We start from the raw sequence: 22,401 nt of genomic DNA, 5'->3' as shown, positions 1-22,401 counted from the left end.
TACCAAAAAAAGACCGCCATCACTTCGGCCGGGGATTGGCCAGCTTCCGGTCCGGCTGCAGCAGCTTGCCCGAGCGCACCGCCGCGACGGCCGCCGACACGGAGCGCGCCACGTTGCGCACCTCTTCCTGGAACGCCGTGTCCTTGTCGAGCGTGTCGTGGCTTTCGGCATACGATTCGTAATAGCCGACGTAGCGGTCGAGCAGGGCGGCGGGACCCGCGTCGATCAGGCCCATCCAGTCGAGCCAGTCGGACAGCGAGCGCCGCGTCGATTCGATGCCGGCCACGTCGCCATGCACGACGAGGCCGTAGGCGCGGCCCGCGAGATGCTTCGGATAGTCCCAGTCCTGCTCCAGCGCCTTCGCTTCTTCCGCCTTCTTGCCGTGCGTGGAGGTGGGATCGGGGTTGCCGCCGTCGGCGCACACGAGCCGGTCGATCATCAGCTTCAGCACCGATGGCGACTGGTACCAGTACGTGGGCGTGAGGATGATGACCCCGTGCGCGGCCACCCAGCGCTCGTAGATCTCGTTCATCCAGTCGTTTTCCTGGTTCAGCGAATGGTTCGGGTAGCAGCTGCACGGCCAATGGCACAGCGGCATCGCCGTCGACACGCAGGCCTTGCACGGGTGGATGTGGCGGTCGTAGTCGGAAATGAGGCGCGACAGGTCGAGCAGATCCGTCTCGATGCCCTCGCCCGCGATGGTGGCCTCGCACAGCTTCGCGAGCCGCCACGTCTTCGAGATCTCGCCCGGGCAACTGCCGTCGTTGCGCGCCGCGCCATTGATCAAGAGGATGCGGCGCGGCGTCGCCGGATCTTTCTGGCGGGCCTCGGCGGCCAGCAGGCGGTCGTGCGCCTCTTTCCATTCGACGGATAAGTCGTAGTCCGGGTCGGCGAACCCGGGGCCGGCCTTCACCGTGATCGGCGCCTTGTGCGAATCAATGTAGGCGCGCCACGCGACCTCTTCGACGGCCGCCAGTTCTTTCGCGACGGCCTGGTAGGCGGGATCGTAGAAGTCGCGCGAAAAGACGAGATGAAATTCGTCGCGGTTCAGCTTCGCGGGCGCCTGGCCCTTGCGTACGGTCGTCATGGCAGCCCTTTCCAGAAGAGTTGCGGCGATTATCGGCCGCATGCTCCGGCTCTGCCCGTACGGTAATTCACACAGACGAAAAAAAGCGGCGCGAACCATAACTCCCCGCGCCAAACAATTCGGGGTCAGAGCCTGAGCCTTCCCCTCAAATTTTTGTTGTAAACAGCTTGGGAAGCTGTTAACTTTCAATCCCAAAAACGGCGCATGCATGGCTGTGTTAGCCCTTTCGTTCGTAGCTACCAACTGCGAACAAAGGGGAACAGGCCATGCATGCACAGCGGATCATACAGGAGTTACTTCAAGCGCAGTGCCCATCCATGCACGCCAAGCGACGCGAGTGTTTGGCGGCGATGACTGATGCTGCGGCCCGTGGCGGTCTCGGTGTGGTGAAGATGGGCAAGGCGATCACTGGCCAGACTAGTTTGCGTCATCGCATAAAGCGCTGCGATCGATTGCTGAGTAATCCGCAACTAGCTTCTGAGCGCCTGTTAGCGTATCGAGCGCTGGCCCGACGCGCCTTGCACGAGCAGGTGCGTGTTTGCATCATCGTCGACTGGTCCAATTTGCTGAATGACGTAAGCCAGCACGTTCTGCGTGCCGCATTGATCGTTCGTGGACGAGCCTTGGTCATCTACGAGGAAGTGCATCCGACCGAGCTGTATGGCGCCGCTTCGGTTCACCGGGCTTTCATGAAGAATTTGCGCTCGGTGCTTCCGCCTGGGTGCCAGCCCATCATCATTAGCGACGCAGGTTTTCGGGCCACATGGTTCAAGATGCTGAATGAGCTTGGCTATGCGTGGGTCGGCCGCATCCGCAACCGCGACATGGTGAAAAAGAGCGGCTCATGTACTTGGCGCAGATGCAAACAGCTTTATGCCGACACCAAGGGAAAGGCACGCGACCTGGGAGATTTTCTTTATGTCCGCTCCAATCCAGTGGCGTGCCGTCTCGTGCTCATTAAGCAGCCGCGCAAGGGGCGTCAGCGCAAGACCGCCTTTGGCAAAAAGGCGCGCAGCCGTCACAGTATCAAGAATCAGGCCTCGCAACGCGAACCGTGGCTGCTGGCTTCCTCACCATCGCTATCCCGGCTAAGCGCCGACTCCGTGGTCGACTTGTACAGGTGCCGCATGCAGATCGAACAGACTTTCCGGGATCTCAAGAATGCGCAATGGGGTATGGGACTGACTACTGCACAAACGCGAAAACCTCGACGTTTGGCTGCGTTACTGCTCATCGCGGCGTTACTTGGCTTTGCTCTGTGGTTGATTGGCTTGGCCGTCAGGTGCGCCGGGTACCGCATTGAATACGGCAGCCGTAAAAAGGCAGCAACCACGCTGTCAATCCTGTCGTTGGCACGCCATTGGCTGATCGAGCCTCACGCAACCAAGCTGACACGAAGTCAGCTTGCCGACGCATCGTCAGAGCTGACTTCCATGATGCTTACCTATGACATCTGAGCAAAATTTGAGGGGAAGGCTCAGGGTCAGAGCACTTTTTGGGACATGTGTTTTGAAGCATGCTAGTGCACATACCAAACACCGTCTGGGGTTCGCTTACCGTCATGCCGCAGTCGTGCACGCCAAGACGACACGGATCGATATGCTCTGGACATTGATTCGAAATGTGCTCTGACCCCGAATTTGGCGCGAAATGTGCTCTGACCCCGAATTTGCAGACGAAAAAAAAGCGGCGCGAACCGTAGTCCGCGCCGCCCTGTCTGCCGGTGATCCGGCCGGGATTACTTGGCCGCCATCGCACCCGTCGGGTGGTTCAGCAGCAGGATCCAGTACTTGGCCGTGTCGGACAGGCCGCCGCCGGCTTTCACTTGCTGGAAGGTCTCGATGGCCTTGTCCTTCTGGCCGGCTTTCGCATAGGCCATGCCCAGGCGCAGCTTGGCTTCGTCCGGCGACTTCAGGCCGCCCTTGGCGATACCTTGCTGGATGAACGGGATGCCCTTGTCGAACTGGTCCATCGTGACGTATGCCCAGCCCAGGTTGACGAGGCCGGCACCGGTCTTGGCCTTGGCGGCGCCCGCTTCGCCCGCGGCGATGTTTTTCGCATCGCTTGCGGCTTCCTTGGTGGCGCGGTCGCGCAGCTGGCGGTCCTTGGCGGCGCCGCTGCCCGTGCCCAGCACGCCGGCGGCGAAGCCCGCGTCGACGACCTTCTTCGCTTCGGTCGGGAAGCCATCCTTCATGGCCAGCTCGGCCAGTTCCGTGTAGGCGTCCGACGACATCTGCTTGACGGCCGCGAACTCGAGACGCAGCACGTCAGGGATGTTGGCGTCCTGGAAGCCCGGCTTGCGCACGATGCCGCGGCTGATCAGGTCGGTCCAGAAATCGTCGGTCGGGTAGTAGGCGGCCAGCTTTTCCAGGCCGCGCAGGTAGGCGGCGTCATCCTTGACCTTGTTCGCGGCCGACGCGTACAGGCGCAGGTCTTCCTGGGTCGGGGTCTTGCCGGCCTGTTCCGCTGCCTGCAGCACCGGTTCCTGGGCTTTCAGCGCCGACGCGTAGTCGCCGCTCAGGTAGTACGCGCGGATCAGCGCCGAGTTGATCTGGTCCGTCGACTTGCCCGATGCCTGGATCTGCTTGTACAGCTCGATCGCCTTCGGATAATTCTTGGCGTTGTAGTACATCGTGGCCAGCGCCTGCGTGAAGTTGCCCTTGTCCGCGTCCGGCAGCTTGCCCGACGCCAGGATCGCTTCCAGCGCACCGATCGCCATCTGATCGTCACCCGTCGACGTACCCAGCGACAACTTCATACGGTTCAGCACATAGGTCTCGTACGGCGTCTTGTCCGGGAACGCTTCGGCCTGGGTGATGCGGTTCTTCACCTCGCCATAGTTTTTTGCGTCCATCAGCGGCTTGATCTGCGCCGGGTCGAGCAGCTTGTACAGTTCCGGGCGGACGGAATCAGGCTTCGGCGCGGGCGCCTCGGCTTTCTTGTCCTGCGCCGACGCGCTGTGCATCAGGGCCGGCGCGGCGTTCAGGCCAAGGGCGGCCAGCATCATGGCAAGGCGGGCGAAACGGAATTGGGACATTGAAAAATCCTCTCTTAATGACGATAAAGTTGCACCTATCAGTGACTGCAAATACATACGCCGACGGTGCCGGGTGCCGATCTCGGACAAAGCGTGCATTGTCCCACAAACTGCTGACGGGCGTGGCAATTGTGCCCCAGCGGTGCGACGTCGGTATGGGTCGTTACAATGCGTTACCGCCCGAGGTCAAAAGCCGGGCACCGGACACTGTCCCGCCGCATCGATCCCGCCAGCCAGCCAGGCACGGACCGCGTCCAGCGCGGGCGGTGCGAAGCCATAGGTCATCAGCGCGGGCGCGGCGAAGTCGAGGGCCTGGTACGGGTTCCACAACGCGAGGTGCAGGTCCGGCGTCCAGGTGGCGCGTGCGTGCGGGCCGTAGCGGCGGCGCGAGGTCGACGCGAGGATCGTGAAGCGGCCATCCTGCGGCAGCGCGTTCCAGTCGAACGTTTCCGCATCCGCGAACGTGACGAGGTCCACGTCGAACAGCGAGTGCAGCATCGCCGCGATGGCGCTGGCCGGCACGCCCGCTTCCGACACGCCGTCGCTGACGACATCCTGCCGCGCGACGAGGCGCACCTTGCTGCCCGGTGCGGGACGCTGCGGCTTGCCGCGCGCCGTGAGCGCCCGGCGCCATGCGTCCGCCATCAACGCGCGGTCCGCGTCTTCCGTCGCATACCGCACGGCGCCCGCCGGATGTGTGTGCGCGAGGCGGTCAAGGCGTGCCAGGCGCGCATGCACGTCGGCCAGCGGCAGGCGGCCGTCCTCGATGGCGGCGGCGATCGCCGCGATCGTGCGTTCCTGTGTGTCGCGGCTGCCGATGGCCATTACCATGTCCGCGCCCGCCATCAACGCATTCACGGCGGCGTCGCCGGCGTCGTACCGGTGCGCGATAGCGTGCATGTCCATGCCGTCCGTGATGATCACGCCGTCGTAATTCCATTGCGTGCGCAGCAGGTCGTGCAGGATCGCGCGCGACATCGTGGCCGGATTGTCGGCGTCGAGGGCGGGGTAGACGATGTGCGCCGTCATCACCGCCGGCGCGTGCGGCGCGGCCGCGCGGAACGGCGCGAATTCGAAGCGCTCCAGTTCCGGCAAGGGTTTGTCGACGGTGGGCAGGTCGCGGTGCGAGTCGACGTGCGTGTCGCCGTGGCCGGGGAAATGCTTGACGCAGCAGGCCACGCCTTCGCTGCCGCTGCCCGCCATCCACGCGAGCGCGAGGGCCGTGGCGCGATCCGGATCGGCGCCGAACGAGCGTTCCGCGATGACGGGATTGCGCGGGTTGTTGTTCAGGTCCAGCACGGGCGCGAAGTTCCAGTTGAAGCCCAGCGCGCGGATCGCGCGCGCCCCGGCCGCGCCCACGTCGCGCGCGAGCGGTTCGTCGCCCGCCGCGCCGAGCGCCATCGCGGACGGCGGCGGCGGCACCCACAGCGCGCGCACGACGGCGCCGCCTTCCTGGTCGAGCGCGATCAGGGCGTGCTCGCCCATCGCATCTTTCAAGTCGCTCGTGAAGCGCGTGAGCTGCGCGGCGTCCGTCATGTTCTGGCGGAACAGGCACGCGCCGCGGATGCGGTTGGCGCGGATGAAGGCGGCCGTGTCGGCGTCGAGTGCCGTGCCGAACAGCCGGATCATGATCAGGCGGCCGGCCAGCTGGCGTAGGTCGTTCGTGGGCATCAATGCGGCTCAGTGTGTTTTCGTGACTTTGTTCAGGTGGCGCGGCTTGTCCGGATCGAGCCCGCGCGCTTTCGACAGGTGCGCCGCCATCACGTAGAACGCGTTGATCGCGACGATCGGGTCGAGGTCCGCGCAGGTCGATACGGGCAGGTCGAGATCGCGCGAGGCGATGTCGGTCGGCGCCGCGAGCAGCACGCGCGCGCCGCGGCCGCGCATCTCGTCGGCCAGCGCGACGAGACCCGCTTGCGTCGGGCCGCGCGTCGCGAAGATCAGCAGCGGATAGCCCTCGTCGATCAACGCCATCGGGCCGTGCTTGATCTCGGCGCCGGAGAACGCTTCGGCCTGCAGCGAGGACGTCTCCTTGAATTTCAGCGCCGCTTCCAGCGCGATGGGGAAGCTGATGCCGCGGCCCACGACCATGATGTTGCGCGCCGGCGCCAGCACCTCGAGTGCCGCCGACCAGTCGGTCCGCGCGGCCTGGCGCAGCGCGTCCGGCAGGGCGGCCAGGCCGTCCTTCAACTCTGCATCCTGCTGCCATTCCGCGACGAGGCGCGCGCCGGCCGTCAGGCTCGTGATGAAGCTCTTCGTCGCGGCGACGCTCTGCTCCTTCCCGGCCCGGAGGGGCAGCGCCCATTCGGCTTCACGCGCCAGCGGCGAATCGATGTCGTTCACGAGCGCTACCGTCGTCGCGCCGCCCTGGCGGAAGTAGCGGACCGGTTCGACGACGTCCGGGCTCTGGCCCGATTGCGAGATCGAGATGGCCAGCGTGCCGGACGCCTGCAGCGGCGCCTTGTACAACGTGACGAGCGACATCGGCAGCGACGTCACGAGACGGCCCATGCGCGCCATGATCAAGTAGGCGAGGTAGCTGGACGCGTGGTCCGAGCTGCCGCGCGCCACCGTCACCGCGTTATGGAAGGAGGCGCCCCGCAGGTGGTGGCCCAGCGCGGCGTAGCGGTCGGCGTCGTTTGCCAGCTGCATGGCAACGCAGTCGGCCGCGGACACGGTTTCTTCAAGCATCAGCGAGGTCACACTGTTCTCCTTCGATATGAACGGTTTTCAGGTTCAGGTCGCGGTCGAGCACGACGAGGTCGGCGAAGCAGCCCGGCGCGATGCGGCCGCGGCGCGTTTCGCCCAGGTAGTCGGCGGCGTTCGTCGACACGCGGCGCGCGGCGTCGGCGAGATCGAGGCCGATCGAGACGAGGTTGCGCAGCGCCTGGTCCATCGTCAGCGTGCTGCCGGCCAGCGTGCCGTCCGCGAGGCGCACGCCGCCCATGCATTTGTGGACGACCTGGCGGCCCAGCATGTACTGGCCGTCCGGCATGCCGGCGGCGGCCGTGGAATCCGTCACGCAGTACAGGTGCGGGATGCAGCGCAGCGCCGTGCGGATCGCGCCCGGATGCACGTGCAACAGGTCGGGGATGATTTCCGCGTACTGCGCATGCGCCAGCGCGGCGCCGACCATGCCGGGATCGCGGTGGTGCAGGCCCGGCATCGCGTTGAACAGATGCGTGAAGCCGGCCGCGCCGTGTTCCAGCGCGCGCACGCCGTCGTCGTAGTTGCCGTTCGTGTGGCCGATCTGCACGCGGATGCCCGCGTCGGCCAGCTGGCGCACGAGAGACAGGTGGCCGTCGATCTCGGGCGCCACGGTGATCAGCCGCATCGGTGCCTGCGCGTTGAATCGCTCCACTTCCGCCATCGTCGCTTCGCGTGCGAACGGCGGCTGCGCGCCCAGCTTGCCCGAGTTGATGTACGGACCTTCCAGGTGTACGCCGAGGATGCGCGCTTCGTCCTTGCCGCGCTGCTCGCACGCGGTGCCGATGGCGGCGAGCGCGCGGTCGATGTCGTCCAGCGGCGCCGTCATCGTCGTGGCCAGCAGGCTCGTCGTGCCGTGCCGCGCATGCAGGCGGGCGATCACGTGCGGCGCGTCGCCGCCTTCCATCATGTCGCGTCCCGCGCCCCCGTGCACGTGCAGGTCGATGAAGCCGGGCAGGATGTAGTCGTCATTGTTCGATGCCGGGTCGGCCGTGTCGCCTTCGATGGCGGCGATCGTCGCCGTGCCGGCTTCGATGACGATGCGGCCGCGGATCCAGCCGTCCGGAGTCAGGATATTGCCTTGCATGGTGGGTCCTTTCATGCCGCGACGTGCAGCTCGATCATCCGTAGTGCGCCACGTGCGGAATCGCCTTCGGGCGCGCGGGCGCGGGCCGCGAGCGCGGGCGGGAGCCAGTCGCGCAGGGCGCTACCCAGGCCGCCGCACAGCGCGAGGGGGAGATGCCCGTCCGGGTCGAGCGCGCGGGCGATGGCGGCAGCTTCCTCGCCGGCCTGCACCAGGATGGCGCGCGCGGCCGGGTCGTCCGCGTGCTGCAGCACGAGCGGCGCGAGCGTGGCGTACGTCGTCTGCGTGGCCTGGCCGAGCCAGACCTGGATCGCGGCGCGGTTGCCGCCGCACGCGTCGACGACGGCGTCGGCGAAGGCGCCGCCGGGCCGGCGTCCGTCGAGCACCTGTTCGATATGGTTGATGGCGGCGAGGCCGATCCAGCCGCCGCTCGCTTCGTCGCCGGCGGGGAAGCCCCAGCCGCCCACTTCGCGCCGCGTGCCGTCGGGCTGCAGCACTTCGCCGACGCTGCCCGTGCCGATGGCGACGATGGCGCCGGGACGGCCGCCGTGCGCGCCCAAAAGGGTAGAAAAAGCATCGGTTTCGAGGCGCAGCGCGGCGTAGCCGGGATTCGCCTGCTCGAACGCCTGCGCCCACTGGCGATTGTGCACGCCGGCGAGGCCCAGGCCGATGGCGATGCGGTCAAGCGAAGGTTGTTCGATGCCGGCCGCGGCGAAGGCCTGGGCGACGGCGTCCTGGACGGAAGCCCAGGCGCGGGCGATGCCCAGGCCGAGGCCGGACGGGCCGCTGGCGCCCTGGGCCAGTTCGACGACACCGTGGGGAGAAAAGCGCGCAAGGCGCACGCGGGTGCCGGTGCCGCCGCCGTCGACGCCGATGAGATAGTCGATCATATGAGTGCTGTGCCGGGAAGGTCAGGGCACTATAGGCAGCACTGATAGGCTTGTCAACAGGTATTTAATTGGTATTGTCGAGCCGGTCAGGGGAGACAAGATTGGTCTCGCCCTCCCTGCTGGAGGTATCCATGTCGACGGACGAATTGGTATTAAAATCGGTATTGTCGCGCAGCCACTCGAACAGGATCGCCATCATGAACGGACCGACGAACAGGCCGAGCACGCCCAGGGTCGAGACGCCGCCGAGAAGGCCGAACAGCACGGCGAGGAACGGCAGGTTGACGCGCCGGCCGATCAGCTTCGGGCGGATGAATTTATCGACGAGGAACAGCTCGAACGCGCCCCAGCAGAACAGGCCCAGCGCGGCACCGGAATGGCCCTGGCCCAGCAGCAGCAGCGAGACGAGCGAGAACGACAGCGGCGCGCCGCCCGGCACGAGCGCGAGATAGCCCGTGAGGACGCCCAGCAGCGCCGGCGCCGGCGCGCCCGCGATGGCGTAGGCGGCGCCGAGCACGCAGCCTTCGAGGATGGCGACGGAGACGAGGCCCAGCGCGGTGCCGCGCACGGACAGGGGGAACACGCGGCGCAGCATCGGATACTGGCGCGGCAGCGCGCGCATGCCAGCCGTGTCGACGTGGCGGATGGCGGCGGGGCCGTGCAGGTACAGCACGAACAGGGTGAGCAGGGCGAGGAACAGGTACAGCGCATTCGCGAGGATCGTCGAGCCCCACAGGCGCGCGGCGCCCGTCAGGTGCGGGGCGAAGTCGCCGGCCGCGCTGCCGACGAGGCGGTTCAAGCCGCCGGGCAGGGCAAGGTGTTCGTTCCACCACTGGACCGCGTGTTCGGCCACCATCGGCAGGTGCGCGATCCAGGCGGGGACGGGGATGCCCGTCTCGTTGGCGCGGGCCAGGAGGCGCTGCACGCCGGCCAGTTCGCCGCCCAGCGTATTCAGCAACACGATGGATGGGCCGACGAAACCGAGGATCAGCAGGCCCACGAGGCAGGCCGCGCTGGCGGCGGGCGGCCAGCCGCGGCGCTGCAGGTGGACGTGCGCGGGCCAGGTGATCACAGCGAGCAGGCCGGCCCAGGCCAGCGCGCCGAGGAAGTGCTGCAGGAGGACGCCCAGCGCCAGCGCGAACAGCGCCGGCACGAGAAGCCTGGACGCGCGCCGGTCCGTCATGCCTGCTGCAAGGCCGCGATGCGGTCCTCGCACGACGGGTGGCTGCTGAACAGGGCCAGCACGCCGCCGCCGGCGATGCCCGACGCGGCCAGGTTCTTCGGCAGGTCGGCGTGATCCAGGCCGCCCAGGCGACGGAGCGCGGCGATCATCGGACGGGGCGTGCCCATGATCTGCGCGGCGCCGCGGTCGGCGCGGTATTCGCGCTGGCGCGAGAACCAGGCCACGATGATGCTGGCCACGAGGCCGAACAGCAGGTCGCACACGACGGAGGTGATCGTGAACGCGATGCCGGGGCCGCGCTCCTCGCCGTCGCGGCGCAGGAACTGGTCGACGGCGTATGCGACGACGCGCGCCAGGAAGATCACGAACGTGTTCACGACGCCCTGGATCAGCGTGAGCGTCACCATGTCGCCGTTCGCGACGTGCGCCACTTCGTGCGCCAGCACCGCTTCCACTTCATCGTGCGTCATCGACGTCAGCAGGCCCGTCGACACGGCGACGAGCGACGCGTTCTTCGTCGCGCCGGTCGCGAATGCGTTCGGTGCGCCTTCGTAGATCGCGACTTCCGGCATCGCGATGCCGGCCTTCTGCGCCTGGCGGGCGACGGTGTCGAGCAGCCAGCGCTCGGTGGGGTTGGACGGCTGCGCGATCACGCGCGCACCGGTCGACCATTTCGCGATGGGCTTCGACAGCCACAGCGAAATGAACGCGCCGCCGAAGCCCATCAGGCCGGCGAAGACGAGCAGGGCGCCCAGGTTCAGGCCCTTGGCCGTCAGGTAATGGTTAACGCCCAGCAGGCTCGCCGTGATGCCAAGCACGAGCATGATGGCGAGGTTGGTGGCAAGGAAAAGCAGGATGCGTTTCATGGTCGTCTCTCATCAATAACAAGAATCGCGGCCGGGAGGGCCGTTGTCAAGGCAAGAGAATAGGACAATGACAGATCTTGAAAAAGCGAAGTAAACAGAAGGATTTCTTCGGAAAAATGGAATTATAACTGACGCAGGCCGGCCGGCGGATTGTCCCAGTCGTCGTCACGGCCGTTCAGGTATGTGACGGGCAGCGCCGCGCGTGCGTCGGCCGGCAGGTCGTCCAGGCAGTGCACGCTGACCGCGACGTAATCTCCCCAGCGCGGCGACGTGCCCGTGCCGAACGGCCGGATGCCGCACGTGGCGCAGAACAGGTGGCGCTCCGTGCGCACGGCACCGCAGTGGCAGCTGCCGTGCCAGGTGCGCACGCCGCCCGTCATTGCGCCGCTTTCACGAGCGGCAGTTCGACGTAGCTGCTGTGGTAGACGCGCTGCGTGGCCTTGCGGTAGTCGCCCGGCTGGGCGAAGAAGATGTTCGGCACGAACGTCTGCGGATTGCGGTCGTACAGCGGGAACCAGCTCGATTGCACCTGCACCATGATGCGGTGGCCGGGCAGGAACACGTGGTTCGCCGTCGGCAGGCCGAAGCGGTACGCCAGCGCCTTGTTCGGCGCCAGCGCTTTCGGCTTGTCGAAGCCTTCGCGGTAGCGGCCGCGGAAGATGTCGCCGGCCACCATCAGCTGGTAGCCGCCCATCGCCGGCTGCGACCCCACCTGGTCCGGGTACACGTCGATCAGCTTCACGACCCAGTCGGAATCCGTGCCGCTCGTCGACGCGACGAGGTGCGCGACCGGCTCGCCGCTGATTTTCACGGGCGCCGTCAGGACGTCGGACACGAACGTCGCGACGTCCGTGCGGCCCGACGCCTCGCGCTGGTCGTCGACGAGCCAGCGCGGCCACGTCTGTCCCTTCGCTTCGTCATAGCCGTATGGCGGGATCGGACGCTGGCGGAACGGCACGGGCTTGGCCGGGTCGGACACGTATTCGTCGTAGCCCTTCGCATCGGCCGCGCCGCCCAACCGGGCCTTCTGGTTCGCGGCGAGGCGCAGCGCGACGGGTTCGATGGCGCCGCCCGGCCACGCGGGCAGGTTGCGCCACTTGTTCGTGCCCGTTTCGAACGCGGTCACCGTCGGGATCGCGGGTACACTCGCATCCCCTTTCAGGTAGCGCGCGAGGAACGGTTTCAAGACCTGCTGGCGCCAGTACAGCGCCGTGTCGCTGCCGAATTTCAGGGCGCCGAGCGTGGCGCCGTCGCCGATCGAGCCGCCGTGCGACCACGGGCCCAGCGACAGGAATACCTTGTTCTCCGTGTCATGCGGCTTGATGGCCTTCCACACGGCGATGGCGCCGTAGATGTCTTCCGCGTCCCAATAACTGTGCACGAGGAGTGTCGGCACCGTGACGGGCTGGCGCGCGAGGATGCCGTCCATCGCCTGCTGCCGCCAGAACGCGTCGTACGCCGGATGCGCGACGACCTTGTTCCAGAAGCCGCTCTGTTCCAGGCCCCGCTCGCGGCCCAGCGCGCCCGCGGAAGCGGCGCGCAGGTACATGTCGTAGTCGTCGTAGTTCGTGATGGGCCACTTGGCCGTGTTCGCGCGCGTGACGACCTGTTCGAGCATGTACGACATATTGATCTGCCGGAAGGCGCCGTTGTGGAACCAGTCGTCGCCCTTCCAGCCGTCCACCATCGGATTCATCGGCACCGCGACCTTCAGCGCTGGGTGCGGGTTCACGAGCGCCATCAGCGGCAGGAAGCCGTCGTACGAAATGCCGATGATGCCCACGCGGCCGTTCGTCTCCGGCACGTTCTTCGTCAGCCACTCGATCGTGTCGTACGTGTCGGTCGAGTGGTCGACGGGCGTCGGGTTCAGCGGCCCATGCAGCGGGCGGTTCATCACGTAGTCGCCTTCGGACCCGTACTTGCCGCGCACGTCCTGCACGACGCGGATATAGCCTTCCCCGGCGATGACGTCGGCCGCGTTGTCGTAGCCCGTCAGGATCGTCTCCAGGTCGGAGCTGTCCGCGTGGTTCACGAGGCTGGACGCATCGTACGGCGTGCGCGTGAGCAGGATGGGTGCGTCGTGCACGCCCTTCGGCACGATGATGATGGTGTTCAGCTTCGTCCCGTCGCGCATCGGGATCATGACCGTGCGCTTCACGTAGTTGAAGCCGGCGTCGGGCGCCCTGAATTCGGCCGGGGTCTCGGACGGGAGTTCCGTATACTGCGGCGCCGTCTGCGCGTGCGCGAAACCGGCGAGCGCCACTGCACCGATGAGCGGCGCGAGGCGGACTGGGAATGACGTCATCGATATCCTTGGGCGTGTCGTGGGCGGCGCCCGCTACATTAGCACAAGGACCAGGCGTTCAGCCGTGGGCGGCACGTTGCCCGGCGCGCGGATGGTCGCAGGCCGTCCTCGTTCGCATAGGCCAGCACGCGGCTCACGTCCGCCCACGGCACGACGGTATCGCCGGCGGCGAAGCAGTCCGGGAACACGCGCACGGCGGGGGCCGACGCCGGCGCGAGGCGGCGTTTCAGGCGGGCGAGTATAGGCAACATCGTGGACAGCATGGCGACCTCCTTACCGGGCCGTGTGCGAACCGCTGCGGTCGACGAGCAGCAGCTGGCCGCGCGCGACGGTCTTCGTGTCCGCGCGGTCGGGCTGAGAGACGACGTTGACCGACGCGGTGCCCGGTCCGTGCACGACGATGTCCGCATGGGCGGCCGTCAGGCCATGGCCATCGAGGCTGCCCGAGCCGGCGATCTGCGCGTCGACCTGCGCGACGTTGCCGTCGATGCGGGCGTCGCCCGGACCGTTCATGCGCAACAGCAGGCGCTTGCCGGACATGCTCGCCTTGAGGCCGCCGGAGCCCGACAGGGCCGCGTCCAGCGTATCGCCCACGTTCGCCAGCGTGACGCCGCCGGGGCCGCGGGCCCGCACCGTCGCCTTGCCCGCCTTGAGGCCGGCCGCATCGAGATCGCCCGAGCCGGCCAGTTCCACGTTCAGGTCGCCCACCGTGCCGGCCAGCGCGACGTTGCCCGGCCCGTTCATGCGCAGCTGCGCCGTCCCGGCCTGCAGGCCGCGCACGGCCAGTTCGCCCGAGCCGTCCACTTCGCCGTCGAACTTGCGGATGGCGCCCGCGAGGCACGCATTGCCCGGTCCCCGCTGCACGCTGCGCGCGCCGCCGTCGACGCGCAGGTCGCAGCCTTCGAAATCGCCCGAGCCGGACATCTCCAGGTCCAGTTCGCGCGCGCTGCCCGACAGCTTGACGTTGCCCGGCCCGCGCATGCGTGCCGTCACCTTGCTCGCGCGCAGGCCGTCCGCTTCCAGGTCGCCGGAGCCGCCGGCCTGCACGGACAGCGTGCCGCTCACGTCGGCCAGTTCCACGTCGCCCGGACCGTTCAGCGCCAGGTCGACGTCGCCGGCTTTCAGGTGCTGCAGCTCGAGGTCGCCGCTGCCGCTGGACGTCACGGTCAGCTGGCGCACGGTGCCGCTCGCGTGGACGTCGCCCGGGCCGTTGCCGGCCAACGTGAAGCGCTCGGCGTTGATGCGGTCGATCTCGACGTCGCCGCTGCCGGCCACCGTCAGGCGTTTCAGGGCAGACGCGCCGATGCGGACGGTGACGGTCTCGCGGCGCTTGCCGAAGTTGAAGAAGAAACCGTTGCGCTGCACGGGCCGCACGACGAGCGTGTCGCCGCGCACGACGGTCTCGATCTCGGCCAGCTGCTTGCGTTCGCCGCTCAGTTCCAGCGACGGCTTCGCCTGCGCGTCGATCACGACGTGGTACGGGCCCGCCAGCTCGATCGCGCTGAATGCCGTGATTGCACGCCGTTCCGTGGCATTGCCGGTCTCCTGCGGCTGGGCGAACGAGGCGGGCATCGTGACGAAGGCGCCGGCCGCGAGCGCGGCGGCCAGGACGGTGAGCTTGAGGGCGTTTTTCATGGTGTCGTCGTGGTTGTCTGCGGCAGCGCCGGGAGACTGCACGATACGGCAGGCAGAACGCCGATGCAGCCGGCTTTCGACGAATGCGCGAAAACGGGGGACAGGCTGCGCAAAACAAGGAGTGGATGGCGTCGCTGTCATCCCCGCGAAGGCGGGGATCCATACGGCGCTGACTGGGATGCTCGGCATGGGTTCCCGTTTTCGCGGGAACGACGGGTTACTTGACGGCCGTGACCGTGAAACCGGCCTGTGCGAGATCGTCCAGCAGCCCCCCGCAATCCGCATCGTCGTGCCGCGCCGCGAACAGGTTGCGCACGGGGACCACGTAGAAATGCGTGCGGCCGTCCGCCACCTTCGCCATGCGTGCGATCCAGGCGCGGTTGCGCGCGCACACGAGGCCCGCGTCCAGCGGCGCCAGCCTGGTCAGCAGACTCCCGTCGGACGGCGCGCGGCCGTGCAGCAGGGCGTCGAAGTCGCGCGTGAGGCGCGCCGTGGCCGCCGGGGAGGGCGGCGCACTGTCCACGACGTCCAGCAGCATCGTCGTGCGGCGCGGGCCGGCGGCGCAGTAGGCGTGCATCATGCCCGTGCGGTAATCGATGTCGTGCACGGGGATGTCCGGACGCGCGCGCACGAGGGCTTCGGCGACGTTGCCGCCTTTGTTGTGGTCTGGCGCGGCGGACGCGAGCGCGGCCACCTGCATGCGCGCGAACTGCAGCAGCGTGAATTCGTCGCTCATCTCGATCAGGCGCGCCCAGGACTGCGCCTGCGTGTCCGGATCGGGCGCCTTCGCGAGCGCCTTGACGTCGAGCGCGTCGCGCCGGGCCATGTCGGCCTGCAGCGCGAGCGTGAGGATGCGCTGGCGCGCGTCGTTCAGCATGGCGATGCCTTGCTCGTCGAGCTGGCGCAGGTCGCATCCGGGTGCCGCGGGGCCTTCCTCGCCATCGTCCACGCCCTCGACCGCCAGCGTGGCGGACGCGCGCAGCGCGGGCAGCACGGCGCGGGTGTAATAGGCGTCGAATTCGGCCGGCAGGCCGGCGGGCGTCGCGGCGAGCACGTACAGCGTGGTCATGCCATGGCCTTCGACCGCATGCGTGGCTTTCCAGAGACGCGGCGTGGCGGCATGCGCCGTACCGGCCGCCAGGGTGAGCAGGCACGCGAAGATGCGAGGGAGGAGGGCGGTCGTCATGCCGGAATTATAGCTACGGATTGCTTGGCAGCATGACAACCGCGACCTGCTGCAGATGTGGTTGGAGCGCAACGACGGCGCCTGCCGGGCCATTGCGCGTACCCCATCCCGACGCACGCCTGGTGCCCGGCCGTGGCCGGAACGGAGGGCGAATGTCATAATGGGTGCTCGTCAAGGAGATCATCGTGATTCGCTACATGGGCACCCGCAAGAATGCGGAAGGTGCCTCCGTCTATATATTCATCGTCAACGGCATGGAAAAGGAAGTGCGCGAGCACGCGCTCAAGCAGCATCCAGGCTGTTACGAGGCGCTGCCGGCCTCGGTGAAGGCGAAGATCGCCGCCAACCGCGCATGGTTGGGAAAATTGTAGGCCTGCTGGCTGCCGCACTGGCGCTCGCCGGGCCCGTGCACGCGCAGACCCAGGACAAGCCGCCGTCCACGTTCGGCCCCGTCATCGGCGCGGCCCTGCTGTGCCACGACCATCTCGACAACAAGTATTTCTATACCTGGCTGAAGACCCATTTCGGCCCCGCGTACAAGCACGAAGGCGGCGCGTACTGGTTCCGCACGGGCGAGACGATCCTGTGGGGCGCGCCCGTCACCGAGGTGATGGTCAGCGACGACACCAGCGAATGGGTGTTCGTGGGCGCCGTCGCCGACGTGGCGCCGGACGAACTGGAGCAGGCCGTCCGCAAGGCGGCGGGCGTGCGCCACCTGGCGGCCGATGCGTCGCCTTACCCTTTGCGCGTATCCGTCCCCGGCAGCACGATCGCTTACTACAATGCCAAAAGCAAAATATACTGCGCGAAGTTCAAACCGCTGCCCCCGCGCCGGTAAGCTTTTGGTATTGACATGTACACAAACTACTTCCACTTAAAACAGGCGCCGTTTTCCATCGCGCCCGATCCACGTTACCTGTTCATGAGCGAACGCCATCGCGAGGCGCTCGCGCACCTGCTGTATGGGATAGGCAGCGGCGGGGGCTTCGTGCTGCTCACGGGCGAGATCGGCGCCGGCAAGACGACCGTGTGCCGCTGCTTCATCGAGCAGGTGCCGGACGACTGCCGCCTGGCCTATATCTTCAACCCGAAGCTGACGGTCGAGGAATTGCTGCAGACGATCTGCGACGAATTCCGCATCGCCGTGTCGTCCGCGGCGGGGGTGAAAGCCTATGTGGACGCGATCAACGCCTACCTGCTCGACAGCCACGCGCAAGGCCACAACAACGTGCTCGTGATCGACGAGGCGCAGAACCTGTCGGCCCAGGTGCTGGAGCAGCTGCGCCTCCTGACGAACCTGGAGACCAGCGAGCGCAAGCTCCTGCAGATCATCCTGATCGGCCAGCCGGAACTGCGCACGATGCTCGCGCGGCCGGAACTGGAGCAGCTGGCCCAGCGCGTCATCGCCCGCTACCATCTCGGCCCGTTGTCCGCCGAGGAGACGAGCGCCTATGTCGCGCACCGCCTGGCCGTCGCGGGCGTGCAGGCCGCGACGCCGGTTCCCGCCGCGCTGGCGCCATTGATCCACCGCCTGACGGACGGCGTCCCGCGCCGCATCAACCTGTTGTGCGACCGCGCGCTGCTTGGCGCCTATGTCGAGAACAGCCGCGACGTCACGCCGGCGATCCTGCGCCGTGCCGCGCGCGAGGTGTTCGCCGGCGACGATGCGAGCGCCGGCGGTGCGCCGCGCAAGCCGCTGCGCTGGCCGTTCGTGGCCGGCGGCGTGCTGGCCGGCGCCGCCATCAGCGCGGCGGCGTGGCAGGCGGTGCCGCATCGTCCGACGTCTGCTCCGGTTGCGCCCGTGGCCGTGAAAGCGCAGCCCGCGCCCGCGAAGGCGGGCATGCAGCCCAAGCCGCTGGCGCTGTCCACGCAGGACGACGCGCTGCGCGAACTGGGCGCGCTGTGGGGCCAGCAACTGCCGGCCGCCGCCGCGTGCGACGCCGCGCCGCGCGCCGGCCTGCGCTGCTACCAGGGCCGCGGCGGCCTGTACGAACTGCGCCTGCTCGACCGGCCGGCCATCGTCGGCCTGCACGACGGCGCCCGCGTGGGCTACGCCGTGCTGACCGGCATGGACGACGACACGGCCACGCTCGCGATCAACGGCCGGCGCCACACGGTGAGCCTGGGGCTGCTCGCGACCCGCATCGATGGCGAGTACACGACCTTGTGGAAGGTGCCGCGCGGTTTCCGCGACCAGGTGGGGCCGGGCGACAGCGGGCCGGACGTCGACTGGATCGCCGCCCGCCTCGCGGAACTGGACGGCCGGCGCGCCGCGCCGCCGGCCGGGCAAGTCCTGGACGAGCCCACGCGGCGCCTGCTGCGCGCGTTCCAGGTCAAGCAGAACCTGAAGGCGGACGGCCTGGCCGGTCCGCGCACCTACATGCGCCTGAACCAGCTGTCGGGCGTCGACGAACCGCGCCTGCTGGCAGCCACCGGGAAGTGATATGTCGTACATCCTCGAAGCTTTGAAGAAGGCCCAGGCCGAACGCCAGCTCGGCAACGCGCCGACGATTCACGCGCCGCAGGCCGCGACGCCCGCGCCGGCGGCCGCCGGGGCGAGCCGCAAGCCGCTCCTCGTCGGCCTCGGCGCCGGTGCGCTCGTCGTCGTAGCGGGGGCGCTGGTGCTGTGGCGGCCGGCGCCGCAGACCGTCACGCAGCGCGTGCCCGCGCCGGCAGCACCTGCGCCGGAGCCGCTGGTGGTGAGCGCGCCGCCCGCGCCGCCGCCCGTGACCGTGCGCGAACGCGCGCCCGCGCCGCCGCCCGTGACCGTGCGCGAACACGTACCCGCGCCCGCGCCCGCGCCATCCCGCCCGGCCCCGGTGCCGGCCGCGCCGGCGCCCGTCGCGAAGGCGGCGCCGGAAGACAGCCTGCCGTTCCTGCAGCAGCTGCCCGACGCCCAGCAGCGCGACATCCCGCGCGTCACGTTCGGCGGCTACATGTATTCCGCCAACGCGGCCGACCGCCTGCTGATCGTCGACAAGGCGCTGCGCCACGAAGGCGAGGAGGTCGCCCCGGGCCTCGTGCTGGAAAAGCTGCTGCCCAAGGCGGCCGTCATGAACTTCCGGGGAATCCGCTACCGTGTCGCCTACTGATTTCGCCGGCCGCGGGCCCGTGCTGGGCGTCATCGGCTGGTCGGGCAGCGGCAAGACGACGCTGCTGGAACTCCTCGTCGCGCGGCTGGCGGCGTCGGGCCTGCGCGTCAACGTCGTCAAGCACAGCCACCACGACGTCATGCTGGAACCGCCGCACAAGGACAGCGCCCGCATGCGCGCGGCCGGCGCAGCCGAGGTCATGATCGCGTCGCCGTACCGCGTGGCCATCATGCGCGAGCTGCGCGGCGCCGCGGAGCCGTCGCTGGCCGAACACCTGGCACGCCTCGCGCCGGCCGACCTGACCCTGGTGGAAGGCTATAAATGGGAGGCGCTGCCCAAGCTGGAGGTGTACCGGCCGGAGGTCGGCAAGCCGCCGATGTTTCCGGGCGACCCGCACATCGTGGCCGTCGCGTCCACGATGGCGCGCCCGGAGGGGCTGGCGCCGCACGTGGCGTGGCTCGACCTGCTCGATCCGGACGCGGTCTTGCGCTGGGTCAGGCAATTTAATGGTTTGCCCGCCTAAAGTTCCTGCGCGCCCTGTCGATAACAGGGGATAAGCGGCAGTGCGGGCGACCCCCGTGCTGCCCGACTGTCGACACACCCACCAGGAGCGCATATGGACGCCTTAGGTATCGCCAAGCTTGCCACCAGCATCGCCGACACCGGCACCCGCCAGGACGTCGCCGTCGCCGTGCTGAAAAAGACGCAGGACATCCAGGCTGCGGCAGCCACCCAGCTGCTGGAAGCCGTGCAGTCCGCCGCGCCGGCGTCGAACCTGCCGCCGCACCTGGGCAACCACATCAACACGACGGCCTGACGCGCGCGCGTCAACGGAATTCCCGCCGCCCGCGTTATCGGCCCAGTACCCGGCGCGACGGGGGCGGCCACACAATACCATCCGCTCAGCCGCCACCATCGGGCTGCCGCTAGTGACGACAACGTCCGGCGCGCAGCCGACAACGGCCGCCCCGGCCGGGTTACTTTTCCCCTCAGCACGTTCCGACCGGGATAGAATGCCTCCCGCGGTACGTACGCGTATTTTTGGAGAATGCTCATGAACAAACGACAAGCCCTGATCGCCGCCGCGCTCGCGAGCGTCTGCGCCACCCAGGCCACGGCCGGCGGCCAGATGGATGCGCAATCCGGCAACGAAGAAAAATGCTACGGCGTCGCCAAGGCCGGCCAGAACGATTGCGGTACCGCCACCCACGGTTGCGCCGGCATGGCGACGGCCGACAAGGACCCGGGCGAATGGAAATTCGTCCCGAAGGGCACCTGCGAAAAAGCCGGCGGCAAACTCAATCCGCCGAAGCAGGGTAAATAAGCACTACCATGGCCGCCGGCATCGGTCTGCGCGCGCCGCATTACCGCGATTTCCTCGACCGCCGGCCCGACGTTGGCTGGGTCGAGGTCCACACGGAAAACTTTCTCGCGCGCGCGGGCCACGACTGGCGCGTGCTGTCCGCGGTGCGCCGCGACTATCAAGTCAGCCTGCACGGCGTGGGCCTCGGCCTCGGGTCTGTGCACGGCTTTTCCGATGACCACCTGGCCCGCGTGGCCGCCCTCGTGCAAACACTCCAGCCGGTCCTCGTCTCCGAACACTTGTCCTGGGGCGCGCTGCGCGACCGCCAGCTGAACGACCTGCTGCCCCTGCGGCTGGACCATGAGGCGCTCGGCCTCGTCGCCGCGCGCGTCGGGCGCGTGCAGGACGTGCTGGGACGGCGCATCCTCGTCGAAAACGTCTCCACCTACGTGCGCTTCGCGGGCGACGCGATGAGCGAAGCGGACTTCCTCGCCGAACTCGCGCGCCGCACGGGTTGCGGCGTGCTGCTGGACGTGAACAACCTGTACGTCAACGAGCGCAATCACGGCGAGGATCCGCATGCCGCCATCGCCGCGCTGCCGGCCGGCTGCGTGGGCGAGATCCACCTGGGCGGCCATCTCGTCACGGCCGATGGCCTCATCGACCACCACGGCGCCCGGGTCGCGCCGCCCGTGTGGGACCTGTACCGCGCGGCGCTGGCGCGCTTCGGCGCCGTGCCCACGCTCGTCGAATGGGACACGGACCTGCCGCCGCTCGACGTGCTGCTCGACGAGGCGGCGCGGGCGGACGCGATGGCGGCGACGGCGGGGCAGGGCATCATCGCCGACAGCGCCGACAGCGCCGCCGCGCCCATCGACCCGGCGCCGGCCGCCGGCCTGGAGGCACTCCAGCAAACGTTCGGCGCGGCGCTGTTCGACAGCACGCACGACGCCGCATTGTCTCCGCTGCTGAAAGGCGATCCGCGCCGCGTCGGCATCTACCGGGGCAACCTGCACGCGCACTGGACCCGCGCGCTGGCGTCGGCATACCCCGTGCTGCGCCAGCTCGTGGGCGGGGAATTTTTCGACGCGCTCGCCCGGGTCTACGGCCAGGCGCATCCGGCACGCGATCCGGACCTCAATCGCTTCGGCGCCGCGCTGCCGGACTTCCTCGCCGGTTTTACGCCGGCGGCCGATCATCCCTACCTGCCCGACGTCGCGCGCCTCGAATGGTGTGTGCACGAGGCGTGGTACGCGCCCGATGCGGATGCGGCACCCGCGAGCCTCGCCGGCCTCGCGCCCGACGCATTCGAAGCGGCGCGCGCCGTGCTGCATCCGGCGCTGCGCCTGCATGCGTCGCCGTGGGCCACGGTGGCGCTGTGGCGCGCGCACCAGGCGGACGGTCCGGGCTTCCCGGATAAATTGCAGGCGCCCACGCACGCGCTGGTGCTGCGGCCCCGGCTCGACGTGGAAGTGGAAGCCATCGGCGCGGCGGAACATGCGGCGCTGGCGTGCCTGGCGCGCGGCGATTCGTTCGGCGCGGCGCTCGATGCGGCATTCGATCTGGACGAGGACTTCGACGTGGCCATGCACCTGCGGCGCTGGCTCGATCGGGGAATGGTGGCGGGAATCAAAAACGGGGCGAACGCGGCGCCGTGGACGGTGGCGCCGCGCGCTCAGTGGTAGAAGGCGCGCAGGATGCGTTCTTCTCCGGTCCTGTCGTGGTGCAGCTCGTTGGCCGCACGCGTCGCTTCCATCATCCGGTTCAACTGGTCCTCTTCGAAGCGGGCCAGTTCCTCATTGGCGGCATTGAGCGCGACGGCCAGCTTGGCGCGGGCGTTCTGGTACACGACACCGGTGTAGTGATCGGTATTCTTGAGCAGCTCTTCCGCGTTTTCGATGACGAGACGCAGGTCGCCGATCAAGCGCTGCTGCGTCATGGGGCTTGATTCTGGGGTTTCCATCTTCCTCACCTTTGGGCCGAATGTTACGACTTCAATATAGAGAAGGGGGACTGCCCAAGTTTGT

At 68.2% G+C, this 22,401-nt stretch carries 23 protein-coding genes; 9 read left to right on the top strand and 14 right to left on the bottom strand.

Annotation, left to right across the window (positions count from 1 at the left end; translation table 11 throughout):
• Positions 1–19: 19 nt before the first annotated feature.
• On the bottom strand, positions 20–1,087 hold the full coding sequence (locus tag ACEN9G_RS04780; protein ID WP_413340353.1) for a flavodoxin family protein: 1,068 nt from the start codon (positions 1,085–1,087) through the stop codon (positions 20–22).
• A 317-nt stretch (positions 1,088–1,404) separates the two neighbouring features.
• Here ACEN9G_RS04780 and ACEN9G_RS04775 point away from each other — a divergent pair, with 317 nt between their 5' ends.
• Complete coding sequence (locus tag ACEN9G_RS04775) at positions 1,405–2,544, top strand: IS4 family transposase (RefSeq protein WP_413346176.1); 1,140 nt, start codon at positions 1,405–1,407, stop codon at positions 2,542–2,544.
• A 281-nt stretch (positions 2,545–2,825) separates the two neighbouring features.
• On the opposite strand, the gene ACEN9G_RS04770 is transcribed toward ACEN9G_RS04775, so the two are convergent.
• From ACEN9G_RS04770 to ACEN9G_RS04715, 12 genes are all read right to left on the bottom strand, one after another.
• A complete protein-coding gene (locus ACEN9G_RS04770; RefSeq protein ID WP_413344951.1) occupies positions 2,826–4,124 on the bottom strand; it encodes a tetratricopeptide repeat protein in 1,299 nt (432 codons plus the stop codon).
• A 186-nt stretch (positions 4,125–4,310) separates the two neighbouring features.
• A complete protein-coding gene (locus tag ACEN9G_RS04765; protein ID WP_495605529.1) occupies positions 4,311–5,795 on the bottom strand; it encodes a glycoside hydrolase family 3 protein in 1,485 nt (494 codons plus the stop codon).
• A gap of 9 nt (positions 5,796–5,804) precedes the next feature.
• A complete protein-coding gene (locus ACEN9G_RS04760) occupies positions 5,805–6,815 on the bottom strand; it encodes an SIS domain-containing protein (protein ID WP_413345350.1) in 1,011 nt (336 codons plus the stop codon).
• Positions 6,808–7,917 carry an N-acetylglucosamine-6-phosphate deacetylase gene (gene nagA, locus ACEN9G_RS04755; RefSeq protein WP_413345349.1) on the bottom strand — a complete coding sequence of 370 codons (1,110 nt, stop codon included), beginning with the start codon at positions 7,915–7,917 and terminating at the stop codon, positions 6,808–6,810. The genes ACEN9G_RS04760 and nagA overlap by 8 nt, the downstream gene beginning before the upstream one ends.
• A gap of 11 nt (positions 7,918–7,928) precedes the next feature.
• On the bottom strand, positions 7,929–8,804 hold the full coding sequence (locus ACEN9G_RS04750; RefSeq protein ID WP_483126440.1) for a glucosamine kinase nucleotide-binding domain-containing protein: 876 nt from the start codon (positions 8,802–8,804) through the stop codon (positions 7,929–7,931).
• 64 nt (positions 8,805–8,868) lie between these two features.
• Positions 8,869–9,987: an AI-2E family transporter gene (locus ACEN9G_RS04745; protein WP_483126439.1), complete on the bottom strand. Its 1,119-nt coding sequence runs from the start codon at positions 9,985–9,987 to the stop codon at positions 8,869–8,871.
• Positions 9,984–10,853, bottom strand: coding sequence for a protease HtpX (htpX, locus tag ACEN9G_RS04740; RefSeq protein ID WP_413343885.1), 870 nt, complete (start codon positions 10,851–10,853; stop codon positions 9,984–9,986). The genes ACEN9G_RS04745 and htpX overlap by 4 nt, the downstream gene beginning before the upstream one ends.
• Before the next feature lie 122 nt (positions 10,854–10,975).
• Positions 10,976–11,221, bottom strand: coding sequence for a GFA family protein (locus ACEN9G_RS04735; RefSeq protein WP_413343883.1), 246 nt, complete (start codon positions 11,219–11,221; stop codon positions 10,976–10,978).
• Positions 11,222–11,229: 8 nt separating this feature from the next.
• The gene (locus ACEN9G_RS04730; RefSeq protein WP_413343880.1) at positions 11,230–13,158 is read right to left on the bottom strand and encodes a CocE/NonD family hydrolase; all 1,929 of its coding nucleotides are present in this window, start codon (positions 13,156–13,158) and stop codon (positions 11,230–11,232) included.
• Positions 13,159–13,196: 38 nt separating this feature from the next.
• The gene (locus tag ACEN9G_RS04725) at positions 13,197–13,421 is read right to left on the bottom strand and encodes a hypothetical protein (RefSeq protein ID WP_413343878.1); all 225 of its coding nucleotides are present in this window, start codon (positions 13,419–13,421) and stop codon (positions 13,197–13,199) included.
• A gap of 10 nt (positions 13,422–13,431) precedes the next feature.
• A complete protein-coding gene (locus ACEN9G_RS04720; protein WP_483126438.1) occupies positions 13,432–14,793 on the bottom strand; it encodes a GIN domain-containing protein in 1,362 nt (453 codons plus the stop codon).
• Between the two features lie 217 nt (positions 14,794–15,010).
• Positions 15,011–15,979 carry a hypothetical protein gene (locus ACEN9G_RS04715; RefSeq protein ID WP_413344910.1) on the bottom strand — a complete coding sequence of 323 codons (969 nt, stop codon included), beginning with the start codon at positions 15,977–15,979 and terminating at the stop codon, positions 15,011–15,013.
• Positions 15,980–16,164: 185 nt separating this feature from the next.
• Between ACEN9G_RS04715 and ACEN9G_RS04710 the strand changes: the two genes are divergently transcribed.
• The 8 genes from ACEN9G_RS04710 (at position 16,165) to bufB (ending at position 22,059) form a co-directional block, all read left to right on the top strand.
• Positions 16,165–16,350, top strand: a complete 186-nt coding sequence (locus ACEN9G_RS04710; protein WP_036238481.1) for a hypothetical protein — start codon at positions 16,165–16,167, stop codon at positions 16,348–16,350.
• Positions 16,332–16,817, top strand: a complete 486-nt coding sequence (locus ACEN9G_RS04705) for a hypothetical protein (protein WP_413344912.1) — start codon at positions 16,332–16,334, stop codon at positions 16,815–16,817. The genes ACEN9G_RS04710 and ACEN9G_RS04705 overlap by 19 nt, the downstream gene beginning before the upstream one ends.
• Before the next feature lie 15 nt (positions 16,818–16,832).
• Positions 16,833–18,422: an ExeA family protein gene (locus ACEN9G_RS04700; protein WP_483126437.1), complete on the top strand. Its 1,590-nt coding sequence runs from the start codon at positions 16,833–16,835 to the stop codon at positions 18,420–18,422.
• Between the two features lies 1 nt (position 18,423).
• Positions 18,424–19,071 (top strand): general secretion pathway protein GspB, encoded by a 648-nt coding sequence (locus ACEN9G_RS04695; RefSeq protein WP_483126436.1) that lies wholly within the window; start codon positions 18,424–18,426, stop codon positions 19,069–19,071.
• Positions 19,058–19,594 carry a molybdopterin-guanine dinucleotide biosynthesis protein B gene (gene mobB, locus ACEN9G_RS04690; RefSeq protein WP_413387294.1) on the top strand — a complete coding sequence of 179 codons (537 nt, stop codon included), beginning with the start codon at positions 19,058–19,060 and terminating at the stop codon, positions 19,592–19,594. Before ACEN9G_RS04695 ends, mobB begins: the two co-directional genes overlap by 14 nt.
• Before the next feature lie 93 nt (positions 19,595–19,687).
• A complete protein-coding gene (locus ACEN9G_RS04685) occupies positions 19,688–19,888 on the top strand; it encodes a YjfB family protein (RefSeq protein ID WP_413345589.1) in 201 nt (66 codons plus the stop codon).
• 237 nt (positions 19,889–20,125) lie between these two features.
• Positions 20,126–20,395, top strand: coding sequence for a BufA1 family periplasmic bufferin-type metallophore (locus ACEN9G_RS04680; protein ID WP_371764832.1), 270 nt, complete (start codon positions 20,126–20,128; stop codon positions 20,393–20,395).
• 8 nt (positions 20,396–20,403) lie between these two features.
• Entirely contained in the window at positions 20,404–22,059 is a 1,656-nt protein-coding gene (bufB, locus tag ACEN9G_RS04675) for an MNIO family bufferin maturase (RefSeq protein ID WP_483126435.1), read from the top strand.
• Here bufB and ACEN9G_RS04670 read toward each other — a convergent pair.
• Complete coding sequence (locus ACEN9G_RS04670; RefSeq protein WP_413345057.1) at positions 22,050–22,313, bottom strand: DUF883 family protein; 264 nt, start codon at positions 22,311–22,313, stop codon at positions 22,050–22,052. The two genes, bufB and ACEN9G_RS04670, sit on opposite strands and share 10 nt — an antisense overlap.
• Positions 22,314–22,401: the final 88 nt, after the last annotated feature.

The sequence above is a fragment of the Massilia sp. Masssp94 genome (assembly GCF_059491305.1).
This window is presented reverse-complemented; position numbering and strand designations above follow the sequence as displayed.